24 protein-coding genes are annotated in these 24,827 nt (G+C 72.4%); 10 read left to right on the top strand and 14 right to left on the bottom strand.

Annotated features, from left to right (window positions below):
- The 3 genes from H0H10_RS03435 to tkt form a co-directional block, all read right to left on the bottom strand.
- A partial coding sequence (locus H0H10_RS03435; RefSeq protein WP_188179292.1) for a glucose-6-phosphate dehydrogenase occupies nt 1–957 on the bottom strand: 957 nt, incomplete at its 3' end.
- The gene (gene tal / locus H0H10_RS03440) at nt 954–2,096 is read right to left on the bottom strand and encodes a transaldolase (RefSeq protein WP_188179356.1); all 1,143 of its coding nucleotides are present in this window, start codon (nt 2,094–2,096) and stop codon (nt 954–956) included. The genes H0H10_RS03435 and tal, both read right to left, overlap by 4 nt.
- A 22-nt stretch (nt 2,097–2,118) precedes the next feature.
- On the bottom strand, nt 2,119–4,194 hold the full coding sequence (gene tkt, locus H0H10_RS03445; protein ID WP_188179293.1) for a transketolase: 2,076 nt from the start codon (nt 4,192–4,194) through the stop codon (nt 2,119–2,121).
- 157 nt (nt 4,195–4,351) lie between these two features.
- Between tkt and H0H10_RS03450 the strand changes: the two genes are divergently transcribed.
- Nucleotides 4,352–5,269: a helix-turn-helix transcriptional regulator gene (locus tag H0H10_RS03450; RefSeq protein ID WP_188179294.1), complete on the top strand. Its 918-nt coding sequence runs from the start codon at nt 4,352–4,354 to the stop codon at nt 5,267–5,269.
- A 43-nt stretch (nt 5,270–5,312) separates the two neighbouring features.
- Here the strand turns inward: H0H10_RS03450 and H0H10_RS03455 are convergent, their stop codons facing one another.
- The 7 genes from H0H10_RS03455 to H0H10_RS03485 all read right to left on the bottom strand — a co-directional run bounded on the left by H0H10_RS03455 (nt 5,313) and on the right by H0H10_RS03485 (nt 12,963).
- Nucleotides 5,313–6,050 carry a VOC family protein gene (locus H0H10_RS03455; protein WP_188179295.1) on the bottom strand — a complete coding sequence of 246 codons (738 nt, stop codon included), beginning with the start codon at nt 6,048–6,050 and terminating at the stop codon, nt 5,313–5,315.
- Between the two features lie 75 nt (nt 6,051–6,125).
- Nucleotides 6,126–7,523, bottom strand: a complete 1,398-nt coding sequence (locus H0H10_RS03460; protein ID WP_188179296.1) for a glycoside hydrolase family 16 protein — start codon at nt 7,521–7,523, stop codon at nt 6,126–6,128.
- Between the two features lie 204 nt (nt 7,524–7,727).
- Nucleotides 7,728–8,690: a L,D-transpeptidase gene (locus H0H10_RS03465; RefSeq protein ID WP_188179297.1), complete on the bottom strand. Its 963-nt coding sequence runs from the start codon at nt 8,688–8,690 to the stop codon at nt 7,728–7,730.
- Between the two features lie 212 nt (nt 8,691–8,902).
- A complete protein-coding gene (locus tag H0H10_RS03470; RefSeq protein WP_188179298.1) occupies nt 8,903–9,724 on the bottom strand; it encodes an IclR family transcriptional regulator in 822 nt (273 codons plus the stop codon).
- Nucleotides 9,721–11,091, bottom strand: coding sequence for a prolyl oligopeptidase family serine peptidase (locus H0H10_RS03475; protein ID WP_188179299.1), 1,371 nt, complete (start codon nt 11,089–11,091; stop codon nt 9,721–9,723). Before H0H10_RS03475 ends, H0H10_RS03470 begins: the two co-directional genes overlap by 4 nt.
- Nucleotides 11,088–12,458 (bottom strand): MFS transporter, encoded by a 1,371-nt coding sequence (locus H0H10_RS03480; RefSeq protein WP_373566798.1) that lies wholly within the window; start codon nt 12,456–12,458, stop codon nt 11,088–11,090. The genes H0H10_RS03475 and H0H10_RS03480 overlap by 4 nt, the downstream gene beginning before the upstream one ends.
- A 79-nt stretch (nt 12,459–12,537) precedes the next feature.
- Nucleotides 12,538–12,963 carry a MarR family winged helix-turn-helix transcriptional regulator gene (locus tag H0H10_RS03485; protein WP_188179300.1) on the bottom strand — a complete coding sequence of 142 codons (426 nt, stop codon included), beginning with the start codon at nt 12,961–12,963 and terminating at the stop codon, nt 12,538–12,540.
- 206 nt (nt 12,964–13,169) lie between these two features.
- On the opposite strand from H0H10_RS03485, the gene H0H10_RS03490 reads away from it, so the two are divergent.
- From H0H10_RS03490 to H0H10_RS03505, 4 genes are read left to right on the top strand one after another with little or no spacing between them, the layout of a single operon-like run.
- Entirely contained in the window at nt 13,170–14,087 is a 918-nt protein-coding gene (locus H0H10_RS03490; protein ID WP_309141722.1) for an SDR family NAD(P)-dependent oxidoreductase, read from the top strand.
- A gap of 11 nt (nt 14,088–14,098) precedes the next feature.
- On the top strand, nt 14,099–14,974 hold the full coding sequence (locus tag H0H10_RS03495; protein ID WP_188179359.1) for an amidohydrolase family protein: 876 nt from the start codon (nt 14,099–14,101) through the stop codon (nt 14,972–14,974).
- Nucleotides 14,975–14,984: 10 nt separating this feature from the next.
- Nucleotides 14,985–16,520 carry an o-succinylbenzoate--CoA ligase gene (gene menE / locus H0H10_RS03500; protein ID WP_188179301.1) on the top strand — a complete coding sequence of 512 codons (1,536 nt, stop codon included), beginning with the start codon at nt 14,985–14,987 and terminating at the stop codon, nt 16,518–16,520.
- Between the two features lie 23 nt (nt 16,521–16,543).
- A complete protein-coding gene (locus H0H10_RS03505; RefSeq protein ID WP_188179302.1) occupies nt 16,544–16,999 on the top strand; it encodes a MaoC family dehydratase in 456 nt (151 codons plus the stop codon).
- Here the strand turns inward: H0H10_RS03505 and H0H10_RS03510 are convergent.
- Nucleotides 16,990–17,817 carry a PaaX family transcriptional regulator gene (locus H0H10_RS03510; RefSeq protein ID WP_223179316.1) on the bottom strand — a complete coding sequence of 276 codons (828 nt, stop codon included), beginning with the start codon at nt 17,815–17,817 and terminating at the stop codon, nt 16,990–16,992. The genes H0H10_RS03505 and H0H10_RS03510 overlap by 10 nt on opposite strands.
- Before the next feature lie 81 nt (nt 17,818–17,898).
- Between H0H10_RS03510 and H0H10_RS03515 the strand changes: the two genes are divergently transcribed.
- The 3 genes from H0H10_RS03515 to H0H10_RS03525 all read left to right on the top strand — a co-directional run bounded on the left by H0H10_RS03515 (nt 17,899) and on the right by H0H10_RS03525 (nt 20,912).
- A complete protein-coding gene (locus H0H10_RS03515) occupies nt 17,899–19,236 on the top strand; it encodes a 6-phospho-beta-glucosidase (RefSeq protein ID WP_188179304.1) in 1,338 nt (445 codons plus the stop codon).
- A gap of 138 nt (nt 19,237–19,374) precedes the next feature.
- Nucleotides 19,375–20,235 carry a metallophosphoesterase family protein gene (locus tag H0H10_RS03520; protein ID WP_188179305.1) on the top strand — a complete coding sequence of 287 codons (861 nt, stop codon included), beginning with the start codon at nt 19,375–19,377 and terminating at the stop codon, nt 20,233–20,235.
- On the top strand, nt 20,232–20,912 hold the full coding sequence (locus H0H10_RS03525) for a 4'-phosphopantetheinyl transferase family protein (protein WP_188179306.1): 681 nt from the start codon (nt 20,232–20,234) through the stop codon (nt 20,910–20,912). The genes H0H10_RS03520 and H0H10_RS03525 overlap by 4 nt, the downstream gene beginning before the upstream one ends.
- A gap of 33 nt (nt 20,913–20,945) precedes the next feature.
- On the opposite strand, the gene H0H10_RS03530 is transcribed toward H0H10_RS03525, so the two are convergent.
- The 3 genes from H0H10_RS03530 to H0H10_RS03540 all read right to left on the bottom strand — a co-directional run bounded on the left by H0H10_RS03530 (nt 20,946) and on the right by H0H10_RS03540 (nt 22,594).
- A complete protein-coding gene (locus H0H10_RS03530; protein WP_188179307.1) occupies nt 20,946–21,185 on the bottom strand; it encodes a hypothetical protein in 240 nt (79 codons plus the stop codon).
- Between the two features lie 192 nt (nt 21,186–21,377).
- Entirely contained in the window at nt 21,378–21,905 is a 528-nt protein-coding gene (locus H0H10_RS03535; RefSeq protein ID WP_188179360.1) for a toxin-antitoxin system, toxin component, read from the bottom strand.
- 32 nt (nt 21,906–21,937) lie between these two features.
- Nucleotides 21,938–22,594 carry a helix-turn-helix domain-containing protein gene (locus H0H10_RS03540; protein ID WP_188179308.1) on the bottom strand — a complete coding sequence of 219 codons (657 nt, stop codon included), beginning with the start codon at nt 22,592–22,594 and terminating at the stop codon, nt 21,938–21,940.
- Between the two features lie 232 nt (nt 22,595–22,826).
- On the opposite strand from H0H10_RS03540, the gene H0H10_RS03545 reads away from it, so the two are divergent.
- On the top strand, nt 22,827–23,486 hold the full coding sequence (locus H0H10_RS03545; protein WP_188179309.1) for an MmyB family transcriptional regulator: 660 nt from the start codon (nt 22,827–22,829) through the stop codon (nt 23,484–23,486).
- 303 nt (nt 23,487–23,789) lie between these two features.
- Complete coding sequence (locus H0H10_RS03550; protein WP_188179310.1) at nt 23,790–24,785, top strand: LacI family DNA-binding transcriptional regulator; 996 nt, start codon at nt 23,790–23,792, stop codon at nt 24,783–24,785.
- Nucleotides 24,786–24,827 lie beyond the last annotated feature (42 nt).

Consider the following 24,827-nt stretch of genomic DNA (forward strand, 5'->3'; position numbering starts at 1 on the left):
GATGCCGATGTCCTCGGCCATGGTGATCTGCACGTGGTCCACGTAGGACCGGTTCCAGATCGGCTCGTACATCTGGTTGGCGAAGCGCAGCGCCAGGATGTTCTGGACCGTCTCCTTGCCCAGGTAGTGGTCGATGCGGAAGACCTGGTCCGGTTCGAACACCTCGTGCACGATCGCGTTGAGCTCGCGGGCGCTCGTCAGGTCGTGGCCGAACGGCTTCTCGATCACCGCGCGGCGCCAGGAGCCCTCCGGTGCGTCGGCCAGCCCGTGCTTCTTGAGCTGCTGGACGACCTTCGGGAAGAACTTCGGCGGCACGGAGAGGTAGAAGGCGTAGTTGCCGCTGGTGCCCCGGGAGGCGTCCAGCTCCTCGACGGACTTGCGCAGCTGTTCGAACGCGGAGTCGTCGTCGAAGTCGCCGGGGATGAACCGCATGCCCTCGGCGAGCTGCTGCCAGACCTCCTCGCGGAACGGCGTGCGCGCGTGCTCCTTGACGGCGTCGTGCACGACCTGGGCGAAGTCCTGGTCCTCCCAGTCCCGGCGCGCGAAGCCGACCAGCGAGAAGCCCGGCGGCAGCAGACCGCGGTTGGCCAGGTCGTAGACGGCCGGCATCAGCTTCTTGCGGGACAGGTCGCCGGTGACACCGAAGATGACCAGGCCGGACGGGCCCGCGATGCGGGGCAGGCGGCGGTCGCGGGGGTCACGCAGGGGGTTGCTCCAGTCGAGGGGCGCCACGGGCTCGGCGGCCTTCTCGTCCGCCCCGCCCGCGGCCTCCCGCGCGGCCTCGGCCCGCTTGGCGCCCTTGCCCTTCTTGGTCGCTGTGGTCGCCGTGGTCGTCCGGGCGGCCTCGGGCTGCCCGGCCTCCCGCGCCCCGGCGGCCTCCTGGGCCGTCCGGGCCTCCTTCGCTTCCTTCGTCGCCTTGGTCTCGTCAACCGTCACAGCGGGAAGCTCCTCGCTCATTCCCCGTCAACTCCCTTGTCGTTGAGGGACTTCGTCACGGCGTCGAGCAGGTCCTGCCAGGCCACCTCGAACTTGGCGACGCCTTCCTGCTCCAGCTGCTCCACCACCTCGTCGTAGGAGATGCCGAGCCGTTCCACGGCCGCGAGGTCGGCCCGGGCCTGGGCGTAGCCACCGGTGACCGTGTCGCCCTGGACGTCGCCGTGGTCGGCGGTGGCGTTCAGGGTGGCCTCCGGCATCGTGTTCACGGTGCCGGGAGCGACCAGCTCCTCCACGTACAGGGTGTCCCGATATGCCGGATCCTTCACACCGGTGGACGCCCACAGGGGCCGCTGCCGGTTGGCGCCGGTACCGGCCAGCGCGGTGAAGCGGTCGCCGGCGAAGACCTCCTCGTACGCCTCGTAGGCCAGTCGCGCGTTGGCCAGGGCCGCCTTCCCCTTCAGGGCCAGGGCCTCGTCGGTGCCCAGCAGCGTCAGCCGCTTGTCGATCTCGCTGTCGACGCGGGAGACGAAGAAGGAGGCGACGGAGTGGATGCCGGACAGGTCCAGCCCGGCCGCCTGCGCCTTCTCCAGGCCGGCGAGGTAGGCGTCCATGACCTCGCGGTAGCGCTCCAGGGAGAAGATCAGCGTGACGTTGACGCTGATGCCGGCGCCGATCACCTCGGTGATCGCCGGGAGACCGGCCTTCGTCGCCGGGATCTTGATCATCACGTTGGGGCGGTCGACCAGCCAGGCCAGCTGGCGGGCCTCGGCGATCGTGGCCGCCGTGTCGTGCGCGAGGCGCGGGTCGACCTCGATGGAGACCCGGCCGTCCCGGCCGCCGGTGGCGTCGTACACCGGACGCAGCACGTCGGCGGCGGCGCGGACGTCGGCGGTGGTCATCATGCGGACCGCCTCGTCGACGGTGACGCCCCGCACGGCCAGGTCGGCGAGCTGGTCCTCGTAGCCCTCGCCGGAGCCGATGGCGGCCTGGAAGATGGACGGGTTCGTGGTCACGCCGACGACGTTCTTCGTCCCGATCAGCTCGGCGAGGTTGCCGGACTCGATCCGGCTGCGGGACAGATCGTCCAGCCAGATGGAGACGCCCTCGTCGGACAGGCGCTTGAGTGCTCCCGCGGTCGCGGTTGCTTCGGTCACTGTGATCCTCTTCTTTCTGGCGTTGCGATCAACCGCGGGCGGCGGCGACGGATTCCCGGGCCGCGGCGGCGACGTTCTCGGCGGTGAAGCCGTACTCGGCGAACAGGGTCCCCGCGTCGGCGGAGGCGCCGAAGTGCTCCAGGGAGACGATGCGTCCGGCGTCGCCCACGAAGCGGTACCAGGTCAGGCCGATCCCGGCCTCGACGGCCACCCGGGCCTTCACCGACGGCGGCAGGACGCTGTCGCGGTACTCGCGGGGCTGCTCCTCGAACCACTCCACGGACGGCATGGAGACCACCCGGGTGCCGATGCCCTCGGCCTCCAGCAGCTCCCGTGCGCCGACGGCGAGCTGCACCTCGGAGCCGGTGGCGATGAGGACGACGTCCGGCGTCCCGGTGGAGGACTCCTCGAGGACGTACCCGCCACGTGCCGCGTCCGGGTTCGGCTCGTACGTCGGCACGCCCTGCCGGGTGAGGGCGAGGCCGTGCGGGGCGGGGGCGGTGGAGTGCCGCCTCAGGATCTCGGCCCAGGCGATCGCGGTCTCGTTGGCGTCGGCCGGGCGGACGACGTTCAGACCGGGGATGGCGCGCAGCGCGGCCAGGTGCTCGACCGGCTGGTGGGTGGGGCCGTCCTCGCCGAGCCCGATGGAGTCGTGCGTCCACACGTACGTCACCGGCAGCTGCATCAGGGCCGACATGCGCACCGCGTTGCGCATGTAGTCGGAGAAGACCAGGAACGTGCCGCCGTAGACGCGGGTGTTGCCGTGCAGGGCGATGCCGTTCATCTCCGCGGCCATCGAGAACTCGCGGATGCCGAAGTGGACGGTGCGGCCGTACGGGTCGGCCTCCGGCAGCGGATTGCCCTCGGGCAGGAAGGAGCTGGTCTTGTCGATCGTGGTGTTGTTGGAGCCGGCCAGGTCGGCGGAGCCGCCCCACAGCTCGGGGAGCACCGGGCCGAGCGCCTGGAGGACCTTGCCGGAGGCGGCGCGGGTGGCGACCGCCTTGCCGGGCTCGAACACCGGCAGGACGTCCTCCCAGCCCTCGGGCAGCCGGCCCGCGACCACGCGGTCGAACAGCTCGGCGCGCTCCGGCTGGGCGCCCCGCCACTTGTCGAGCCGCTTGTCCCAGGCGGCGTGCGCCTCGGCGCCCCGGTCCAGGGCGCGCCGGGTGTGGGCGAGGACGTCGTCGGCGACCTCGAAGGACTTCTCCGGGTCGAAGCCGAGGACCCGCTTGGTGGCCGCCACCTCGTCCTCGCCGAGGGCGGAGCCGTGGGACGCCTCGGTGTTCTGCGCGTTCGGGGCGGGCCAGGCGATGATCGTGCGCATCGCGATGATCGAGGGGCGCCCGGTCTCGGCCTGCGCCGCCTTCAGCGCCGCGTACAGCGCGTGCACGTCGATGTCGCCGTTCTCGGCGGGCTGGACGCGCTGCACGTGCCAGCCGTACGCCTCGTACCGCTTCAGCACGTCCTCGGAGAACGCGGTGGCGGTGTCGCCCTCGATGGAGATGTGGTTGTCGTCGTAGAGGAAGACGAGGTTGCCGAGCTTCTGGTGACCGGCGAGCGACGACGCCTCGGCGGAGACGCCCTCCTGGAGGTCGCCGTCGGAGACGATCGCCCAGATGGTGTGGTCGAACGGCGACTCGCCCGCCGGGGCCTCCGGGTCGAACAGGCCGCGCTCGTAGCGGGCGGCCATCGCCATGCCGACGGCGTTGGCGACGCCCTGGCCGAGCGGGCCGGTGGTGGTCTCCACGCCCGCGGTGTGGCCGTACTCCGGGTGGCCGGGCGTCTTCGAGCCGTGCGTGCGGAAGCTCTTGAGATCGTCCAGCTCCAGCTCGTACCCGGCGAGGTAGAGCTGGGTGTAGAGGGTCAGCGAGGTGTGGCCGGGGGAGAGGACGAAGCGGTCACGGCCGGTCCACTCCGGGTCCGCGGGATCGTGACGCATCAACTTCTGAAAGATCGTGTACGCGGCCGGGGCCAGGCTCATCGCGGTGCCCGGATGGCCGTTGCCGACCTTCTGCACGGCATCGGCCGCGAGGACGCGGGCGGTGTCGACGGCACGCCGGTCGAGTTCGGTCCATTCGAAGCTGTCCGCTGTCTGCGTGCTCATCTTCAAGAAATCCTCGATAGGAGCGAAGGTGCTGGTCTGACGGCTTCAAACTTAAAAGTCTGACTTTTGAGAGTGAAGGTCGGGGTGTGCCAGCCTGTGGTGAAACTGGGACACCCCCCGGGGCTCAGGCGCCCGAGCGAGACGGCACGAGAAGGACATGGCGGACGAACACATCCAAGACGGCGACGACGACCGCGGCGGTGGCGACGGGATCAGAACCTTCCCCTTCCCGGTCGGTCTCAGCGTCCTCGGCGTCGGCATGCAGGTCGGCCCGATGGGCACCGGCCGCACCTGGCACGAGGACGCCCCGCTTCACCGCGTGCACCGCATCGACTTCCACGTCGTCATGCTCTTCACCGACGGCCCGGTCCGCCACATGATCGACTTCGCCGAGTACGAGGCGAACGCCGGCGACCTGCTGTGGATCCGCCCCGGACAGGTCCACCGCTTCTCGCCGATGAGCGAGTACCGCGGAACGGTGCTGACCATGCAGCCCGGCTTCCTGCCCCGCGCCACCGTGGAGGCCACCGGCCTCTACCGCTACGACCTGCCGCCCCTGCTCCACCCCGACGAGGCGCAGCTCGCCGGTCTGACGGCGGCGCTGGAGCAGCTGCGGCGCGAGTACGAGGACGCCACGACCCTGCCGCTGAGCCTGCACACGGCCGTCCTTCGCCACTCGCTGTCGGCGTTCCTGCTGCGCCTCGCGCACCTCGCGGCCAGCTCCGCCGACGCGGCGCGGCGGGCGGACGTCCAGGGCGACACCACCTTCACCCTCTTCCGGGACGCGGTCGAGCGCGGCTTCGCCACCAACCACAGCGTCAGCGCCTACGCCGACGCGCTCGGCTACTCCCGCCGCACCCTCGTCCGCGCGGTGCGCGCGGCCACCGGCGAGACGCCCAAGGCGTTCATCGACAAGCGCGTGATCCTGGAGGCCAAGCGCCTCCTCGCCCACACCGACATGCCGATCGGCCGGGTCGGCGCGGCGGTCGGCTTCCCGGACGCGGCGAACTTCTCCAAGTTCTTCCACCAGCACACGGACCAGACCCCGGCGGCCTTCCGCGCGGAACTGCGCTGACGACCCGCCCCGGGGTCAGCCGGTCACGAGCCGTGGCTCGGGGTCAGCGAGGGGTGAGGAGGCAGAACTCGTTGCCCTCCGGGTCGACCAGGACCGTCCAGGGGATCGCGGACTGGTCGATGGCGGGGTCGGTGGCGCCCAGGGCGCGCAGCCGGGCTGCCTCTGCGGCCAGGTCGTCACCGGGGTAGGGGGCGACATCGAGGTGGACGCGGTTCCACACGCTCTTGGTGTCGGGGGTGCGGACGAACTCCAGGTAGGGGCCGACGCCTTCGGCGGAGCGCATGGTCGCCTGGTCGTCGGTGACCTCGTGCAGCGTCCAGTCCATCGCCTGGTCCCAGAACCGGGCCATCCCCCGTGGGTCGGCGCAGTCGACGACCACCGCGGCGATCGGCCCGGTGTCCTGGTAGACCGGGCGGGGCTCCAGGACGCAGAACTCGTTGCCCTCCGGGTCGGCCATGACCGTCCAGGGGACGTCGCCCTGGCCCACGTCGGCGAGCGTCGCGCCGAGATCCTTCAGGCGCGCGACCAGCTCCGCCTGGTGGGCGGTCGAGGTGGTGGCCAGATCGATGTGCACCCGGTTCTTCACCGTTTTGGGTTCCGGGCGGGCGATGATGTCTATGCAGACGGCCGCGGGGTCGGGGTAGGCGAAGCCCACGGGTTCGAGGTTGGTGACGCCGGGTCCCTCGCTGTCCACTCCCCAACCGAGTGCCTCCGCCCAGAACCGGCCGAGCGCGGTGTCGTCCTGGGCCTTCATGTTGATCTGCACGAGTCTTGTTGCCATGCCGCAGATCCTAGAAGTTCCCACTCTGTTGAGGGGGCCCCACGCTCGCGTGGAGCCCCCCGGCCACCTGCGGGGTCAGTGTCCGAAGGTGAACCAGTTGACGTTGACGAAGTCCGCCGGCTGGCCGCTGGTGAAGGTCAGGTACACGTCGTGGGTGCCCGTGACGGAGGCGATGTTCGCCGGAATCGTCCGCCACGACTGCCAGCCGCCCGTGTTGCCCACCGCGAAGCTGCCGATCGGCGCGCTGGTACGGCTGTCCAGGCGTACCTCCACCAGTCCGCTCACGCCGGAGCCCGCGCCGCTCGCCACCCGGGCGGAGAACTGCCGGGCCGCACTGGAGCCGAAGTTCACGCCCTTGTACTGCACCCAGTCGCCGTTCGCGAGGGCCCCGAGGTTCTGCCCGCCGCCCGAGTCCGAGGTGGCCTCGGTCATCACGCCGGACTGGGCGTCGTACGACTCCGCCTGGATGGTGCCGTAGGCGTCGCGGTTGCCGGTCGGCGGGGGCGTGGTACCGCTCCCACCTGCCGACAGCACCTGGACGTAGTCGACGAGCATCGAGTGGCCGGGCTGGGTGCCGGCGTCGGGGCCGCCGCCGAAGGCGTTCGGGAAGCCGCCGCCCATGGCCACGTTGAGGATGATGAAGTAGCCGTGGTTCGTGGCGTTGGCCCACGTCGTGGCGTCGACCTGGTTGGCGCGCACCGTGTGGAAGTTGTTGCCGTCGACGTAGAAGCGGATCTCCTCCACGCTTGTGGAGCGGTCCCACTCCACCCGGTACGTGTGGAAACCGGCCTGGCAGGTGGCGCCGGGGCAGGCGGTGCTGCCGCCGATGCCGCTGGTCTCGTTGCAGGGGCCGCCCGGCGAGGTGCCGCAGTGCATCGTGGCCCAGACGGTGTTCAGGCCCTGGGTGTTCTCCATGATGTCGATCTCGCCGACCGCGGGCCAGTTCCAGTAGTTGCCGCGGTAGGGCCCGCCCAGCATCCAGAAGGCCGGCCAGTAGCCCTTGGCCGCGGCGCCGGTGACGTTCGGGACCTGGATGCGGGCCTCCACGCGCAGCTTGCCGCCCGCCGGGGGCTGGAAGTCGGTGCGCCTGGTCTCGATGCGGCCCGAGGTCCAGTTGCCGGCGGCGTCGCGCCGCGGGGTGATGCGCAGATTGCCGTTGCCGTCGAGCGAGACGTTCTCCGGGCGCGACGTCATGGTCTCGATCTCGCCGGTGCCCCAGTTGGCGGGGCCGCCCGGGTACGAGGTCCCGGTCGCGTACTGCCAGTCGGCGGTGTCCACGCCGGAGCCCGCGGCGCCGTCGAAGTCGTCGGCGAAGACCTGCGTCCAGCCGGACGGGGGAGGGGGAGCGGAGGCGGTCGCGGAGGGCGCGACGACGCCGGTCGCGGCGGCCGCGAGGCCGAGCGTGCCGACGACGGCCACGAGGGCCCGGCGCAGCGGGCGCCGTCTTTGGGGCGTGCCGGAAGGTTCTCTCATGTGGGGGTGCCTCTCGGTGTGCGGGAGCGGTGAGCACGAACGCCCCCGAGACGCGCAGGGGGGCTTGAGAGCGCTCTCAGAGTGCGCCCAATGTGCTCTCCGGTCCTCCGGACGTCAAGAGGTGAACCCGAGAAAGTCCTTTTGCTGCTGGGGAGTTCATCCCGCGAAGGGCTGATGCGCGCCTGCGGAACCCGGCGGCACGGGTCAGGAGCCGCTGAGCGCGCTGCCGGCCTTCCACTTCTTCCACGACAGGTTCCAGCCGTTCAGACCGTTCGCCGGGTCGACGGTCCGCCCGCCGGAGTTCTTCACGATCACCACGTCGCCGAGCCGGGACCCCGTGTAGAACGCGTGGCCCGCCGTGGCCTCGTCGTCCCCGCCCTTGGCGTCGTGCAGGCCGATGCAGCCGTGCGAGCTGTTGGTGTGCCCGAAGACCGAGGCGGCGGTCCAGTAGTTGCCGTGGATGAAGGTGCCCGAGGTGGTCAGGCGCTGGGCGTGCGGCACGTCCGCGATGTCGTACTCGTGGCCGAGTCCGACCGTCGAGGACTCCATCCGGGTCTCCTCCAGCCGCTCGCTGATCACCATGATCCCGGACCAGGTGGTGTGGTCGGCGTCCCCGCCGGTGACCGGGTAGGTGGCGATCGTTTCGCCGTCCCGCTGGACGGTCATCCGCTTCTTGGCCAGGTCGACGGTGCTGATCTGCGCGCTGCCGATCGTGAAGGCGATGTCCTGCGACTGGGTGCCGTAGACGCCGTCGGCGGCCCGCACGCCCGCCAGGCGCAGGGAGACCGTGACCACCGTGCCGGGCGACCAGTACTTCTTGGGCCGGAAGTCGAGCCGGGTGTCGCCGAACCAGTGGCCGACCACCTCGACGCCCGGGTCGGCGGTCACCGTGATCGCCCGCTCGACCGCGGCCTTGCTCGTCACGGCGTGCGAGAAGGTGACCGACACCGGCATGCCCACGCCGTACGTGCCGCCCGCCTCGGGGGTGACGGTGGCCGTCAGCGCCTCGACGGTGGCGGTGGGGTTGCCCTCGGCCGCCCGTGCCGGTCCGCCGCCCAGGCCGGTCAGCGCCGCAGCGACCGGCACGGCGCCGAGCGCGGCGAGCACCCCGCGCCGGGACCACCCGGACTGCTGGTCGGCCTGGTCGGGTATGTGGGGGGTGCTCACGGCATGCGGCCTTTCTTCGGTGGTCGGCGAGATGTGCGCAGTCTGCACCGTATATCTGGGTCGGCCCTGTGTGTGCCTGTCGGCGGTCTATGAGCCTGTGAGAAATGTGGCAGAAGACGGCGGCGTGCCCGGTCTGTGGCCCTGGGTTGCGGACCGATTGCGGCGGGTGCGGCTTTCCGTCTCTTCCGTGCGACGCCCTCCGGGACGCGTCCTCAGCGGTCGGAGGGACCGGTGCCCGGCCGCACGCCGCCGTCCTCGGGCCGCCAGCCCAGCGCCCGCGAGATCCCGCGCGCCGCCAGCCGCACCGCCGGGACGAGCGCCGGGACGGCGGCGTCGGCGTGCGGCACGACGACCGAGACGGCGGCCGCCACCGTACCGTCGCGCCCGCGCACCGGAGCGGCCACCGACAGGGCGTCGTCGGTGACCTGGCGGTCGCTGACCGCCGCGCCGGTGCGCCGCACATCGGCCAGCACCCGGCGCAACCGCACCGGGTCGGTGATCGTGTACGGGGTGAAGGAGGCGAGCGGACCCGCGCAGTACGCCCTCTGGAACTCCGGGTCGCCGTGTGCCAGCAGGGCGAGCCCGACGCCGGTGGCGTGCAGCGGCCAGCGGGCCCCGACGCGGATGTGCACGCCGACCGCCGACCGTCCCGACAGCCACTCGGTGTAGACGACCTCGCCGCCGTCCCGTACCGCCAGCTGCACGTTCTCGTGCGTGGCCTCGTACAGGTCCTCCAGGTACGGCAGGGCGATCTGCCGCAGGGCCAGACCGCGCGGGGCGAGCGCGGCGACCTCCCACAGCCGCAGTCCGACGTGGTACACGCCGGACTCGTCCCGCTCCAGGGCTCCCCACTCGGTGAGTGCGCCCACCAGCCGGTGCGCGGTGGTCAGGCTCAGCCCGGCCCGCCGGCTGATGTCCGTCAGGCACAGCGCCGGGTGCTCGTGGTCGAACGCGGCGAGCACGGACAGCAGCCGGTCGGGCGCGGTGGGGGTGCCCCCGCTCGAGCGAAGCCGGGAGTGGGGGAGGGGGCTCATGGCCGGGCGTCTCCCGGGTGGGCGAGGTCGTAGGGGCGAGGGTACGGCGCCGGGTGGTGGGGGAGATAGCGGGGCTCGGACGCCGGATCCGCCGTGCGGGCACGGGCGTTGAGGGCGGCCGGCGAGGTGTCCCACCGGCCGGTGTCCAGCCGGTGCTCCAGGGTGTGCAGGGCGCCGACCGTCTCGCCCGGGGTGAAGGTGCAGTGGCCGGGACCGTCGACGTACGCCTGCCGCAGCAGCGGCCGGGAGCCCGCCGCGGTGGCGGCCCGCAGATAGGCGCTCTCGGCCTGTACGGGGATCAGCGCGTCGCCGGTGGTGTGGATCATCAGCTGGGGATCGGTCAGCCGGCCGGTGAGGGCGCTGGTGTCGCGCATCCACCGCACGGCGCCGGGGTCGGCGGAGATCCGGGGCGCGCGGTTCAGCGAGGCGAGGTCGGCACGCAGGGACGCTCCCGCCTCCTTGTACAGCTCGGTCACCTCCTTGTACAGCGGCGATGCGCGCAGCATGGCGGTGTAGTCGACGCCCGTGTTCCAGGACGGGTTGCCGCCGGCGCGGCTCTCGGCCTCCTGCCGCCAGGCGAAGGCGGGCTGCTGGAGGAGCCCGCGGACGGCCGTGTACTGGCCCGCCTGCTGCCCGGCCCAGTCCCTCGGGCCGGGCTCGGTCTGCGCGGGGTCGTTGTATCCGGGGACGTTGTGCAGGGCGGCGGCCAGGGCGATGCGGGCCCGGCCCTCGGGGGTCCGCTGGGCGGCGTCGGCCGCCGAGGTCAGCGCCTGTGCGGCGGCGCGCGCGTCGTCCTGGCCGGTGAACCCCGTGAGCCGGATGCCGGAGCCGGGGGCGAGCAGGGTGCGCAGCGCGAACACCGGGTCCAGGGTGCTGTTCCAGTTGGCGACGCCGCCCTGCATCAGACCGCACATCGCGAGCGAGCCGTCGAACCGGTCGCCGTGCCGCTCGGCGAGTGCCGTGGTGACCAGGCCGCCGTAGGAGGTGCCCCAGGCGAGCGTCCGCCGGGCCGTGCCGTACCGCTCGGTGAACAGGTCCAGCGTGGCCAGCTGGTCGGGGACGGCTTCCGTCAGGGCCCAGCCGGTCGTCGCGTAGGACGAGCCGATGAGCGCGTAGCCCGCCGCCAGCAGCTTGCCGCGGGTGTCCGCGTCGGGGGCGTTCTGGGCCGGGTTGGGGGAGCCGGCGGGCCGGTATCCGTGGCTGTAGAGCAGGACGGTTCCGTTCCAGCCGGCGGGTACGTCCATGACGTAGGCGGCGCCGGAGGGGAGCCGTCCCTCGACGTGGGCGTCGGCGGGGGCGGCGGCCCGCGCGGGCAGGGCGGTCGCCGCGCACAGGGCGACGGTCGCCAGGGCGAGAGTGGACCTCAACGCGGGGTTCCTTCCGGGGCGTTGGCGGGGGTGGCGGCCTGGGGTACGGCGGAGCCGAGGGCGTCGGTGTGCGTCTCCCGCATCCGCCACACGGTGAGGGCGGTGACCGCGGCGCCGGCGCACAGCAGCAGGGCGACGGGCGTGCTGCCGCCGCCGTACGAGGCGACGAGACTGCTCGCGATCAGCGGCGAGAACCCGGCGCCGATCAGGGTCGCCGCCTGGTAGCCGAGGGAGGCGCCGGTGTAGCGGACCTCGGTGCCGAACAGCTCGGTGAGCAGGGCGCCGAGCGGCCCGTACATCGTGGACTGGGCGACGCCGTGGCCGAGGACCAGGGCGAGGACCAGCAGGCCGGGCGAGCCGGAGTCCACCAGGGCGAGCACCGGGAACGCGAGCGCGGCGCAGGCGACGGCACCGGCGAGGACGACGGGCCGGCGGCCGACCCGGTCGGACAGCGCGGAGGCGGCGGGCAGCACGGCCAGGGCCACGCAGGAGGCGAGGGTCACCGCGGTGAGCACCTGCGGGCGGCTGTAGCCCCGGTCGACGGCGTACGAGATCATGAAGCCGGTCAGCAGCGACTGGGCGGTGAACGCGCCGATGCCGACGCAGGCGGCCAGCAGCACGGGCCCGGGCCGGCGCAGCACCTCGACGACCGGCGGCCGGGCGGCCTTCTCCCGCCGCCCCTGTGCGAACAGCGGGCTCTCCGCCACCTTCAGCCGCACGAACAGACCGACGGCCAGCAGGACGACGCTGAGCAGGAACGGCACCCGCCAGCCCCAGGAACGGAAGTCGTCGTCGGGCAGCGCGGAGACGAGGGCGACCACACCGGCGGAGAGCACGGAGCCGAGCGGCGCGCCGAGCTGGGTGAAGCTGGACCACAGTCCGCGCCGGGAGCCCTGGGTGCGTTCGGCGTGCTCGACGACCATCAGGGTCGCGCCGCCCCACTCGCCGCCGATCGCGACGCCCTGCACCACGCGCAGGGCGACCAGCAGCACCGGCGCCCACACGCCGATCGCGTCGTACGTCGGCAGCAGCCCGATGAGGAAGCTGCCGCCGCCCATGAGGGCCATGGTCAGCAGCATCATCGACTTGCGGCCGACGCGGTCGCCGAAGTGGCCGAAGACGATGCCGCCCAGCGGCCGGGCCACATAGCCCGCGGCGAAGGTGCCGAAGGCGGCGATGGTGCCGACCGCGGGGTCGGCGCCGGGGAAGAACAGATCGCCGAAGACCAGCGCGGCGACGGTGCCGTAGACGAGGAAGTCGTAGAACTCGACGGTGGTGCCGAGCAGGCCGGACAGCGCGACGCGGCGCAACTGGCGGTCGTCTGGGGCCGGTTGACGGGCGGAAGGGGCGGAGGGGGACGGCTGCACGATGAGCTCCCTGGGGGACGGTGCCGATGTCCCGGGAAGTTAGGCAGCAAATCTTCAGCCGTCAATCATTTGCACAACATCACTTCAGTCCGTCCCCGGCGATGCGCAGCAGCAGGGCGTGCAGCGTCTTCCGCTCGCCCGCGTCGAGCGGACCGAGGAGATCGTTCGTCACCTGCGTCCCCGCCTCGTCGGTGTCCTGGAGGAAGGTCCGCCCCTCGTCGGTGAGGACGACGATCCGGCTGCGCCGGTCGTCGGGCGACGGCCGGCGTTCGGCGAAGCCGAGCTTCTCCAGGTCGTCGACCAGGCCGACGATGGCGCTCGGGTCGTAGCCGAGCCGGGCGCTGAGCTCGCGCTGCAGCGCGCCCTCGGTGGTGGCGAGCAGGCGCAGGACCGCGTAGTGGCGCAGGCGCAGTCCCGACTCCTGGAGCGAGGCGTTGAACAGCTGTCCCGAGCGCAGGCCCAGGCGGTACAGCAGGTAGCCCGTGTCCGCGTGCAGACCGCGCATCCACGGCTCGTCCGCGTCGATCGGCTGGGGGTTCGTGGCGTGCTGGCGAGTGATGGCGGGCTCCCTGGTCGAGGCCCCCTGGCGGGGCGGCTGCTGCGTGCCGCCCCAGTCTCTCGCACTCCGGAGGTCGGCAACAACTATTGACGACACCAATTATTGCTCTTAGCTTCTAGCTCGACCCAGTCACCCCGTGAAGGGATCCGCACGTGCCCAGCATCGATCTCACCGGCAAGGCCACCGTCGTCACCGGCAGCGGCCGGGGCCTCGGCCTCGCCTACGCCCACGCCCTGGCCGCCCACGGTGCCTCGGTGGTCGTCAACGACATCGACGAGGCCGTGGCCGAGGCAGCCGTGAAGTCCGTCCGCGAGGCCGGCGGCACCGCCGTCGCCGAGGTCGTCCCGGTCGGCACGGCCGAGGCCGCCGACCGGCTGGTGGCCCGTGCCGTGGAGGAGTTCGGCCGCCTGGACGTCCTGGTCACCAACGCGGGCATCCTGCGCGACAAGGTGCTGTGGAAGATGACCGACGACGACTTCGACGCGGTGATCGGCACCCACCTCAGGGGCACCTTCACCTGCGCCCGCGCCGCCGCCGTCCGCATGCGCGAGCAGGGCGAGGGCGGCACCCTGATCCTGGTCGGCTCCCCGGCCGGACAGCGCGGCAACTTCGGCCAGACCAACTACGCCGCCGCCAAGGCCGGCATCGCCGCCATGGCCCGTACCTGGTCGATGGAGCTGGCCCGCGCGGACATCACCGTCAACGCGATCGTCCCGGTCGCCGCGACGGCGATGACCGAGACCATCCCCGCCTTCGCCCCGTACATCGAGGCGATGAGGAACGGCGAGCCCCTGCCGGACTTCCTCCGCAAGGGCGAGGGCTTCGGCACCCCCGAGGACTGCGCCGCCCTCGTCCCGTTCCTCGCCTCCGAGGCCGCGCGCGGCGTCACCGGCCAGTGCATCGGCATCGGCGGCGACAAGGTGGCCCTGTGGTCCCACCCGCAGGAGATCCGGGCCGCGTACGCCGACGGCGGCTGGACCCCCGACACGCTCGCTGCCGCCTGGCCCACCTCGGTCGGCGCCGAACCCCAGACGGTCGGCATTCCCGCACCGAAGCTGCCGGAGGCGTGATGACCCGGGCGATGAACATCGACGAACTGGTCGCGATCGACGTCCACACGCACGCGGAGGTGTCCTCCAAGGGCCACGCCTCCCTGGACGACGACCTGCACGAGGCGTCCTCCGCCTACTTCAAGGTCGAGGGCAAGCGGAAGCCGACGCTGGAGGAGACCGCCGCCTACTACCGCGAGCGGAAGATGGCCGCCGTGATCTTCACGGTGGACGCCGAGTCCGCCACCGGCACCGAGCCGGTCCCCAACGAGGAGGTCGCCGAGGCCGCCGCCGCCAACGCCGACGTCCTCATCCCCTTCGCCTCCATCGACCCCTTCCGCGGGAAGGCGGGCGTGAAGCAGGCCCGGCGCCTGGTGGAGGAGTACGGAGTCAAGGGCTTCAAGTTCCACCCCAGCATCCAGGGCTTCTTCCCCAACGACCGCTCGGTGGCCTACGGCCTGTACGAGGTCATCGAGGAGACCGGCACCATCGCCCTGTTCCACACCGGCCAGACCGGCATCGGCGCCGGCGTGCCCGGCGGGGGCGGCATCCGCCTGAAGTACTCCAACCCGCTGCACGTCGACGACGTCGCCGCCGACTTCCCGCACCTCAAGATCATCCTGGCGCACCCGTCCTTCCCCTGGCAGGACGAGGCCCTGGCCGTCGCCACGCACAAGCCGGGCGTGCACATCGACCTGTCCGGCTGGTCGCCCAAGTACTTCCCGCCGCAGCTCGTGCAGTACGCCAACACGCTGCTGAAGGACAAGGTCCTGTTCGGCTCCGACTTCCCCGTCCTCACCCCCGACCGCTGGCTCGCCGACTTCGGCAAGCTGACGATCAAGGACGAGGTCAGGCCGAAGATCCTCAAGGAGAACGCCGCCCGCCTGCTCGGGCTGACGACACCGTAAGGGGCGCGACATGCGCAACGAGGGACTGGGGTCGTGGCCCGCACGCCGGGCCCGCAAGACCCCGCACCGCACCGCCCTGATCCACCACGACACGACGGTCACCTACGGGCGCCTGTACGAGCGCACCACCCGCCTCGCCCACGCCCTGCGCGCCCGCGGCATCCGGCGCGGCGACCGGATCGCCTACCTCGGCCCCAACCACCCCTCCTACCTGGAGACCCTGTTCGCGGCCGGCACGCTCGGCGCGGTCTTCGTCCCGCTCAACACCCGCCTGACCGGACCCGAGATCGCCTACCAGCTCGCCGACTCCGGCGCCAAGGCCCTCGTCCACGCCCCTTCTCACGCCGGGCTCGTCGCCGGACTGCCGGGCGGCACCGACGTACGGACGTTCGTCGAGACCGGCCCGCAGTACGAGGACGTTCTCGCGGCGGCAGGCACCGAGCCGATCGACGAGGCGGTCACCGCCGACGACACCTGCATCATCATGTACACCTCGGGCACGACGGGCCGCCCCAAGGGAGCGATGCTCACCCACGGCAACCTCACCTGGAACGCCGTCAACGTCCTCGTCGACCACGACCTGACGGCCGGCGAACGCGCCCTGGTCTCCGCCCCGTTGTTCCACACGGCCGGGCTGAACATGCTCACCCTGCCCGTGCTGCTCAAGGGCGGCACCTGCGTCCTGGTGGAGTCCTTCGACCCGGCCGGCACCCTCGACCTGGTCGAACGGCACAGGATCACTTTCATGTTCGGGGTGCCGACGATGTTCGACCAGGTGGCCAGGCAGCCGCGCTGGAAGGACGCCGACCTGTCCTCCCTGCGCATCCTGACCTGCGGCGGCTCCCCGGTCCCGACCCCGCTCATCGCCGCCTACCAGGAGCGCGGCCTCACCTTCCTCCAGGGCTACGGCATGACCGAGGCCGCGCCCGGCACGCTGTTCCTCGACGCCGAGCACGCCGTGGCCAAGGCCGGCTCGGCGGGCGTGCCGCACTTCTTCAGCGACGTACGGGTCGTACGGCCGGACCTCACCCCGGCCGGCACCGGCGAGACCGGCGAGGTCGTGGTGCGCGGCCCGCACGTCATGGCCGGCTACTGGGGGCTGCCCGAGGAGACGGCCGCAGCCTTCGCCGACGGCTGGTTCCGCAGCGGGGACGCCGCCCGCGTCGACGAGGACGGCTACGTGTACATCGTCGACCGCATCAAGGACATGATCATCTCGGGTGGGGAGAACGTCTACCCGGCCGAGATCGAGGACCTGCTCCTCGCCCACCCGGACATCACCGAGTGCGCGGTCATCGGCGTACCCGACGACAGGTGGGGCGAGGTGCCGCGCGCGGTCGTCGTCCCCCGCCGGGGCGCCGTCCTCGACCCCGGCGAGGTGCTGGCGTCGCTGACCGGCCGCCTCGCCAAGTACAAGATCCCCAAGTCGGTCGTGGTCGCGGACGAACTGCCCCGCACCGCCTCCGGAAAGCTCCTCAAGTCCCGGGTGCGCGAGCGCTACGGCGACCACGGTGCACACGGTCAACGATCAACGGACAACGGTTAACGGACAACGGTTAAGGAAGACACATGGGCATCACCGTCAACGGCCTCGACGAGCTGAAGAAGCTGGCCGGCAGCGACCTCGGCACCAGCGAGTGGATCGAGGTCACCCAGGAGCGGATCGACACCTTCGCCGACGCCACCGGCGACCACCAGTGGATCCACGTCGACCCGGAGCGGGCCGCCGCCGGCCCCTTCGGCGCCCCCATCGCCCACGGCTACCTCACCCTCTCCCTCTTCATCCCGCTGTTCACCGAACTGCTGGACGTCCAGGGTGTGACGACGAAGGTCAACTACGGCCTGGACAAGGTGCGTTTCCCCGCGCCGGTGAAGGCGGGCTCGCGCATCCGGCTCGCCGGACGGCTCGCGGAGGTCACGGAGGTGCCCGGCGGGGTGCAGATCGCCGTCGACGGCACGATCGAGACCGAGGGCGGCGCCAAGCCGGCGGCCGTGCTGCGGAGCCTGTCGCGGTTCTACGCCTGAGCCTCGCGCACGGGCACGAGGTCGAGCAGTCGCCGGGCGGCGTCCCGGGCGGGCGGGGCCAGCCGGTCGTACACCGTCCGGAACGTCTTCTCCGCCCGCTCGGCGGGCCAGTCGTCCGGCAGATGCCCGACCGGCAGCCGCGGATCGCGGCGGATGAGCCCGAGCCACTCGGTCTGCATCCGCAGCCGCAGCACGAGCGCGTCGTCGCCGTCCGGCGTCCGCTCCCCGCACGGCTGCCAGTGCCGGACGAACGCCTCGTACGACGCCGCCAGGTCGGACAGCTCCCACGTCTCCTCGATCATCGCGCCGATGTCCATGCCGGCGTCGGCCTGCGCGCGGAACACCTTGACGTGGGCGGACAGGCCCAGTTCGGCCACCAGCGACGACACGTCGACCTCGCCGGGCGCGATCCACAGCCCGTTGAACAGCGGCCCGAACCCGGCCCAGGCCAGACGGGAGCGCAGGTCGTGCCGCTGGCGCTGCCAGGACTCCGGCAGCGAGAAGCCGAGCAGCGTCCAGGTGCCGTCCCACTGCCGGTTGACGGCGCCGGTGTGCCAGATGCGCCGCTCGCCGTCGCGCAGCACGGCCTCCGAACGATCGGTCAGCCCGAAGTACATCCGGCGGCCCTCGCGCTGGCGGCGCAGCAGGCCCCGGCCCACCATGCGGGTCAGCGTGGAACGGGTCGCCTGCTCGCCGATCCCGGCCCGCGCGAAGACGTCGATCACACTGCCGGAGTACACGCAGACGTCCCGGCCCAGCACCTGGTCGCCCAGGAACGTCAGCATCAGGGACTGCGGCCTCGGCGAGTCTTCACGCATCACGCGGCCACGGTACCTCCGCCGGACCATGCCATGATCGGCACCGGCATCGAGACGGGCGCGCGACGGAAGGGTGCGGACGTGAGGCTGACGATTCTGGGCGGCGGCGGATTCCGGGTGCCGCTCGTGTACGGGGCCCTCCTCGGTGACCGCGCCGAGGGACGCGTGACCCACGTCGTGCTGCACGACCTGGACGCGGCGCGGCTGAAGGCGGTGACCCGGGTCCTGGCCGAGCAGGCCGCCGGTGTGCCCGACGCACCCGAGGTCACCGCCACGACCGACCTGGACGAGGCGCTGCGCGGCGCCGGCTTCGTGTTCTCCGCGATCCGCGTCGGCGGCCTCCAGGGGCGCGCGGACGACGAACGGGTGGCGCTCGCCGAGGGCGTCCTCGGCCAGGAGACCGTCGGTGCGGGCGGCATCGCGTACGGGCTGCGGACCGTGCCCGTCGCCGTCGACATCGCGCGCCGCGTGGCCCGTCTGGCCCCCGACGCCTGGGTCATCAACTTCACCAACCCGGCCGGACTGGTCACCGAGGCCATGTCGCGGCACCTCGGCGACCGCGTCATCGGCATCTGCGACTCGCCCGTGGGGCTCGGCCGCAGGATCGCCCGCGTGCTCGGCGCCGACCCGGAGAAGGCGTGGATCGACTACGTCGGCCTCAACCACCTCGGCTGGGTGCGCGGCCTGCGCGTCGCCGGCCGCGACGAACTCCCGCGCCTGCTCGCCGACCCGGCCCTGCTCGGCTCTTTCGAGGAGGGCCGGCTCTTCGGCCCCGACTGGCTCAGGTCCCTCGGCGCGATCCCCAACGAGTACCTGCACTACTACTACTTCAACCGGGAGGCCGTACGCGCCTACCAGGCGGCGGACCTCACCCGTGGTGCCTTCCTGCGCGACCAGCAGGCCGGCTTCTACGCGCAGGCCCTGCGCCCCGGCACCCGCGCCCTGGAGCTGTGGAACCGCACCCGCGCCGAGCGCGAGGCCACCTACATGGCCGAGAACCGCGAGGCGGCGGGCGCCGGCGAGCGCGAGGCCGACGACCTGTCGGGCGGCTACGAGAAGGTGGCCCTGGCGCTGATGAGGGCCGTCGCCCGGAACGAGCGCGCCACCCTGATCCTCAACGTCCGCAACCGCGGCACGCTCTCCGTCCTCGACCCCGAGGCCGTGATCGAGGTCCCCTGCCTGGTCGACGCGAGCGGCGCCCACCCCATGGCCGTCGATCCGCTGCCGGGCCACGCCACCGGTCTGGTCTGCGCCGTCAAGGCGGTCGAGCGGGACGTGCTGGAGGCGGCCGAGTCCGGCTCCCGCGCGACGGCCGTACGGGCCTTCGCCCTGCACCCGCTGGTCGACTCGGTGAACGTGGCGAAGCGCCTGGTCGACGGCTACACCGCCGTCCACCCGGGGCTGGCGTACCTCAGGTGACCTCCGTGCGCGGGACGGGCCGGGCGATCGGACCGCCCTTGTCCGCCGCTGCCGGATGTGATCTCTTGGTGTCGAACACGGGTATGACGGGCCCCGGGCCCGGATACGGGTGGCGTACTCGGAGGGGGAGAGCGGGAGATGACGTCCGCGGCCGGTGGTTCCGGACAGCTGTGGGCCATCAGCGACCTGCACATCGGCTATGCGGAGAACCGCGCCCTGGTCGAGAAGATGCGTCCCGAGTCGGACGACGACTGGATCCTGGTCGCCGGTGACGTGGCGGAGACGGTGGACGACATCCGCTGGGCGCTGCGCACGCTCGCGGACCGCTTCCGCCGGGTCGTCTGGGCCCCCGGCAACCACGAACTGTGGACCCATCCGAAGGACCGGGTCACCCTGCGCGGCGTCGCCCGTTACCAGCACCTCGTCGAGATGTGCCGCGAACTGGGCGTGACGACGCCCGAGGACCCCTACCCCGTCTGGCACGGCGCCGGCGGACCGGCGGTCGTCGCACCCCTGTTCCTGCTCTACGACTACTCGTTCCTGCCGGCCGGCTGCGCCACCAAGGAAGAGGGGCTGAAGTACGCCCACGGCACCGGCGTCGTGTGCAACGACGAGTTCCTGCTGCACCCCGACCCCTACCCGAGCCGGGAGGCGTGGTGCCGGGCGCGCGTCGAGGAGACCGCGCGCAGGCTCGCCGACCTGCCCGCCGGTCTGCCGACGGTCCTGGTCAACCACTACCCGCTGGACCGGCATCCCACCGACGTCCTGTGGTACCCCGAGTTCGCCATGTGGTGCGGCACCCGGCTGACCGCCGACTGGCACCGCCGGTTCCGGGTCGACACCATGGTCTACGGCCATCTGCACATCCCGCGGACCACCTGGCACGAAGGCGTCCGCTTCGAGGAGGTGTCGGTGGGCTATCCCCGCGAGTGGCGCCAACGACAGCAGCCGCCCGGACGGCTGCGGCGCATCCTGCCCGGAGAGGACGACGCCCGTTGATCGAGGAACTGCTGCCCGACACCGTCGTCGCCGTGGAGGCCCACGGCAGGGACGACACGGGACACACCCCCCTGTACCCGGAGGAGGCGGCGCTCGTGGCCAACGCGGTGGCCAAGCGGCGCCGCGAGTTCACCGTCGTTCGCTCCTGCGCCCGCCGGGCCATGGAGAAGCTCGGAGTGCCCCCGCGGCCCGTCCTGCCCGGCGAACGCGGAGCGCCGCGCTGGCCGGACGGCCTGGTCGGCAGCATGACCCACTGCGACGGCTACGGCGCAGCCGCCCTCGCCCGGGCCTCCGACCTGGTGTCCCTCGGCATCGACGCCGAACCCGACGGACCGCTCCCGGACGGTGTGCTGTCCGCCGTGGCCCTGCCCGGCGAGGCGGACCGGCTGCGGCGGCTCGCCGCGGAGCATCCCGGGGTCCACTGGGACCGGCTGCTGTTCAGCGCCAAGGAGTCCGTCTACAAGGCGTGGTTCCCCCTCACCGGGAAGTGGCTGGACTTCGCGGAGGCGGACATCGAGATCCGCCCGGACCCCGACGACCGGCACGGCGGCACCCTGCGCGCCGCCCTCCTGGTACCCGGACCGCTGGTGGGCGGCAGGCGCCGGTCCCACTTCGAGGGCCGCTGGACGGCCCGGCAGGGGCTGGTGGCCACGGCCGTCACGGTCCCGCCGGCCTGACGCGCCGGCGGGACCCGCCCGCAGGGCGCCCGGTCACGGCCGGGGACACCAGCTCCGCAGCAGGCGGAAGAACTCCTCCTCGTTCCCCGCCAGTCCCGCGGCCCGGAGCGCCTGCTCGGCCTCGGCCAGCACGGAGGGCGGGACGACGGGAGGGCGCCGGGCGTCGCCGGGCGGCCCGGAGGCGGCGTCGAAACCGGCCCGCACGGTGTGCAGCAGGCGCAGGTAGGCCTGAACGGCGGCGCGCTCGCGGTCGGTCAGAACGGCGGTGGTCATCGGTCGGCTCTCCCCACAACGACATCGGCGTCTCACGCGCCCCCGCACCGCGGTGGCACGCTCCCAGCTTGCCGCCCGCCACTGACAATCGGGCCGGGACGCGCCCCGCACGCCGCCGGCCGGCGCCGGCACGGCCGCATCCCGCGGCGCCGGCACGCCCCGGCCGCCCGCGCGGCCCACCGCGCCGGGCGGTCAGCCCAGGTACCCCAGCGACGCCTCGATCCGCCCCGCCAGATGGTCCCGCTGCACCGGCCCGCGCAGCGACGAACCGGCCAGCCACGTACGGCACTTGCTCGCCAGCAGCAGCCCGAACGCCTCGGCCTCCTGCTCGTCGGCGAGGTCGAAGCGGGACCGCGCGGCGACCGTGCGGACCGTGGCCCGCAGGGCGTCCTCGTCGAGTTCGCCCAGCAGCCGGGCGGCGACCGCGCCGCCCTCGACGTGGTGACCGCGGTGACCGGCCTTCATGTGCCAGAGCTCGTGGCCCAGGATGACCAACTGGTGGTCGGGGGCGGTGCGTTCCTCGACCACGACGAGGTCCTGGTCGGCCATGTCGAGCCACAGCCCGCTCGCGGTTCCGGTCGGGAAGGCCGCCGTACGGAACCGGACGGGACGTCCGCGGCGCCTGCTCATCGCGTCGCACAGCGCGACACAGAGGTCGGCGGGCCGCGCCGGGGCGGGAATCGTCAGCTCCTGGACCAACTCGCGGCACAGGCGGCGCATCTCCCTACCGATGCCCACATCTCTCCCCAGGCTCACGACTCGGGCCGCTTGACGCTCTCCAGGAGCATGTCCAGCCACTCGGCGACCTTGTCGCGGTGCTGGTCGGTGGGCAACTGCGCGGCCCGCCAGGCGATTCCCCGCACGCCGTGGTCCTGCAGCAGCCGCTCCAGGGGGTCGTCGGCGGCAGCGGCGGCCTCGCGCTCGCGGTCGGCGAGCTGCTGCAGGAGTTCCTGCTCGATGTGGCGCAGGGCGTCCCCGAGCGCCTCGGGGTCCTCGGCGGTGAGGAACCCGGCGTGCACCCGGAAGAAGCGCTGGATGGCGTCGCAGTGCTCCATCGTGGGCCGGCGGTCGCCGTTGATGAGGGCGCCCGCCTGCTGCCGCGACATGCCGGCGCCGTCGGCGATCTCCTGCTGGGTGTACTTGCGCCCGTTGGGTTTCAGCCGGGTGCGGCGCAGCAGGTCCAGGCGCTGCACGAACCTGGCCTGCACATCGGGCTCGCCCGCCGGCTGGCCGCCGAGCAGCGCCTTGACCACGGGCTCGGGGACGCCGGAGGCGGCGGACAGGCGGGCCACGTCGAAGACCTCGGCGTGCGGTACGCCGAGCCGGTCGGCGAGCGCGGTGACGCGGGCGACCACGGCGGGCAGGGCGGCCGTCGCCGCGGCGCCCGGACCCTCGAAGCCACCGGTCACCGACAGATCTCCTACGTCTCTCACAGGACTCACAGGCTTCTCACAAGCGGTTGCCGTGAACTTCCCGGAGAGTAGCTTGTCGCTCGAACCCGCATCCAGGTCTCGCCACAACTGTGGCCAATTTCAGCCGTCAACAGGCACGAAATGCCACGATAGTTGACATGCCTCGCGTCGGGGCAGCAGGATCGGGACGCCGCGAGAAGGCCGCATAGGCAAGAGGGGTGACCTCCCGATGGCATTTCAGGCAGGAGGGCGGCGGCCGGCACCGCGGCCCGTCCCCGCGACTCCCGAGGCGCAGGCGTATCTGCAGGACTACGCCGCGCTCCTGGAGGCCGTCCCCTTTCCCTCCCTCGTCGTCGACCACCGCTGGGACGTGGTCCTGGCCAACGGCGCCTTCCGGACACTCTTCCGGGAGGTCGGCCCGCATCCGACGGCGATGCCCGCCGACAACTTCCTTCGGTTCGTGCTGTTCCACCCGGACGCGTCCGCGGTCCTCGGGGAGCACGAGTCGAGCTGGTGCCTGCCGATGCTGGCGCACTTCGCCTCCGCCGTGGAGCGCCACGGCCACGACCACGGCCTGCAGGCCATCCGCCGCGACATCGCCCAGGACCCGATCATGGAGGCCGCCTACCGGCAGGGCCTGCCGCACTGGGTGCGCGCCGTGGGCCGGAAGGCCGTCGAGCACGACGGCGCCGTACGGCCGCTGCACCACCCCGACCGCCGGTGGGGCGCCACCGAGTGCCGGATCGTCGTCGAGACCCCCAGGTCGCTGGACGAACTCGGCTACACCCGGCTGACGCTGGTCCTGCGCGACTCGCGCCGCGCCGCACACCGCGAACGCCGGACCCGGCGCTCCGCGTCCCACCTGCGGGTGGTCGCCGCCACCGAGTGAGCGCCGCGGGGCCGTGCGGCCTGTGCGCCGCCCGATCGGGACTCGGCGTCCAAGGGCGGCGTCGTTGTCGCCGAGACCCCGCGGGCGCCGGGCCGAGTGACCGGCTCGCCGTCGGTCAGCGCGCGGCCGGCGTGGAGGCGGTGAGCGCGTCAGCCGAGCGGCTGCACGACCCACTCGGCGGCCCGGGACGAGGACGCCGTGCGGGAGGTGATGGCCCGGCATCCGAGTCACGTACGGGGTCTGTGGGCAGCGGGATGACACGTTACGCAAAGGACTTGCATTTCTTGCGCTAGGCTTGCGCGCATGACGCGACGACTTGCTGAGGTGGCGAAGAAGGTAGGGGTCAGCGAGGCCACGGTCAGCCGGGTGCTCAACGGCAAGCCCGGGGTCTCCCAGGCCACCCGGCAGGCGGTGCTCTCCGCGCTGGACGTGCTCGGCTACGAACGGCCGACCCAGCTGCGCGGCGAGCGCGCCCGGCTCGTCGGCCTCGTCCTGCCCGAGCTGCAGAACCCGATCTTCCCGGCGTTCGCCGAGGTCATCGGCGGGGCGCTGGCCCAGCTCGGCCTCACCCCGGTGCTGTGCACCCAGACCAAGGGCGGCGTCTCGGAGGCCGACTACGTGGACCTGCTGCTGCAACAGCAGGTCTCCGGCGTCGTGTTCGCGGGCGGGCTGTACGCGCAGGCCGACGCGCCCCACGACCACTACGAGCGCCTCGCCGAGCGCAACATCCCGGTCGTCCTGGTCAACGCCGGCATCGAGCACCTCGGCTTCCCCCGGGTCTCCTGTGACGACGCCGTGGCGGTGGAGCAGGCCTGGCGGCATCTGGCCTCGCTCGGCCACGAGCGGATCGGGCTGGTGCTCGGCCCCGGCGACCACATGCCCTCCGGGCGCAAGCTGGCCGCCGCACGGGCCCTCGGCGACCTCCCGGAGGAGTGCGTCGCGCGCGCCATGTTCTCCATCGAGGGCGGGCACGCGGCGGCCTCCCGGCTCATCGACCGGGGCGTCACCGGCTTTATCTGCGCGAGCGACCCGCTCGCCCTCGGTGTCGTACGGGCCGCCCGGCGCAAGGGGCTCGACGTGCCCTCCCGGATCTCCGTCGTCGGCTACGACGACTCCGCCCTGATGAACTGCACCGAGCCGCCCCTCACCACCGTCCGGCAGCCCATCGAGGCGATGGGCCGGGCCGTCGTGGAGCTGCTGAACGCGCAGATCAACGGCAGTTCGGTGGCGGCGGAGGAGCTGTTGTTCGAGCCGGAGCTGGTGGTGCGCGGTTCGACCGCGCAAGCACCTCGTCCCTGAGATCCACTCGACTGTCGAATAATTACAGATCCTGCGTGACAT

Source organism: Streptomyces griseicoloratus (assembly GCF_014534645.1).
GTDB lineage: Bacteria > Actinomycetota > Actinomycetes > Streptomycetales > Streptomycetaceae > Streptomyces > Streptomyces griseicoloratus.

Bases quoted from the DNA above. Each gene is read 5' to 3' on its own strand.
- tkt (WP_188179293.1), bottom strand. From the start codon at position 4,194: ATGAGCACGCAGACAGCGGACAGCTTCGAATGGACCGAACTCGACCGG.
- H0H10_RS03450 (WP_188179294.1), top strand. From the start codon at position 4,352: ATGGCGGACGAACACATCCAAGACGGCGACGACGACCGCGGCGGTGGC.
- H0H10_RS03455 (WP_188179295.1), bottom strand. From the start codon at position 6,050: ATGGCAACAAGACTCGTGCAGATCAACATGAAGGCCCAGGACGACACC.
- H0H10_RS03460 (WP_188179296.1), bottom strand. From the start codon at position 7,523: ATGAGAGAACCTTCCGGCACGCCCCAAAGACGGCGCCCGCTGCGCCGG.
- H0H10_RS03470 (WP_188179298.1), bottom strand. From the start codon at position 9,724: ATGAGCCCCCTCCCCCACTCCCGGCTTCGCTCGAGCGGGGGCACCCCC.
- H0H10_RS03485 (WP_188179300.1), bottom strand. From the start codon at position 12,963: ATGCGCGGTCTGCACGCGGACACGGGCTACCTGCTGTACCGCCTGGGC.
- H0H10_RS03495 (WP_188179359.1), top strand. From the start codon at position 14,099: ATGAACATCGACGAACTGGTCGCGATCGACGTCCACACGCACGCGGAG.
- menE (WP_188179301.1), top strand. From the start codon at position 14,985: ATGCGCAACGAGGGACTGGGGTCGTGGCCCGCACGCCGGGCCCGCAAG.
- H0H10_RS03505 (WP_188179302.1), top strand. From the start codon at position 16,544: ATGGGCATCACCGTCAACGGCCTCGACGAGCTGAAGAAGCTGGCCGGC.
- H0H10_RS03510 (WP_223179316.1), bottom strand. From the start codon at position 17,817: ATGCGTGAAGACTCGCCGAGGCCGCAGTCCCTGATGCTGACGTTCCTG.
- H0H10_RS03520 (WP_188179305.1), top strand. From the start codon at position 19,375: ATGACGTCCGCGGCCGGTGGTTCCGGACAGCTGTGGGCCATCAGCGAC.
- H0H10_RS03530 (WP_188179307.1), bottom strand. From the start codon at position 21,185: ATGACCACCGCCGTTCTGACCGACCGCGAGCGCGCCGCCGTTCAGGCC.
- H0H10_RS03535 (WP_188179360.1), bottom strand. From the start codon at position 21,905: ATGCGCCGCCTGTGCCGCGAGTTGGTCCAGGAGCTGACGATTCCCGCC.
- H0H10_RS03545 (WP_188179309.1), top strand. From the start codon at position 22,827: ATGGCATTTCAGGCAGGAGGGCGGCGGCCGGCACCGCGGCCCGTCCCC.
- H0H10_RS03550 (WP_188179310.1), top strand. From the start codon at position 23,790: ATGACGCGACGACTTGCTGAGGTGGCGAAGAAGGTAGGGGTCAGCGAG.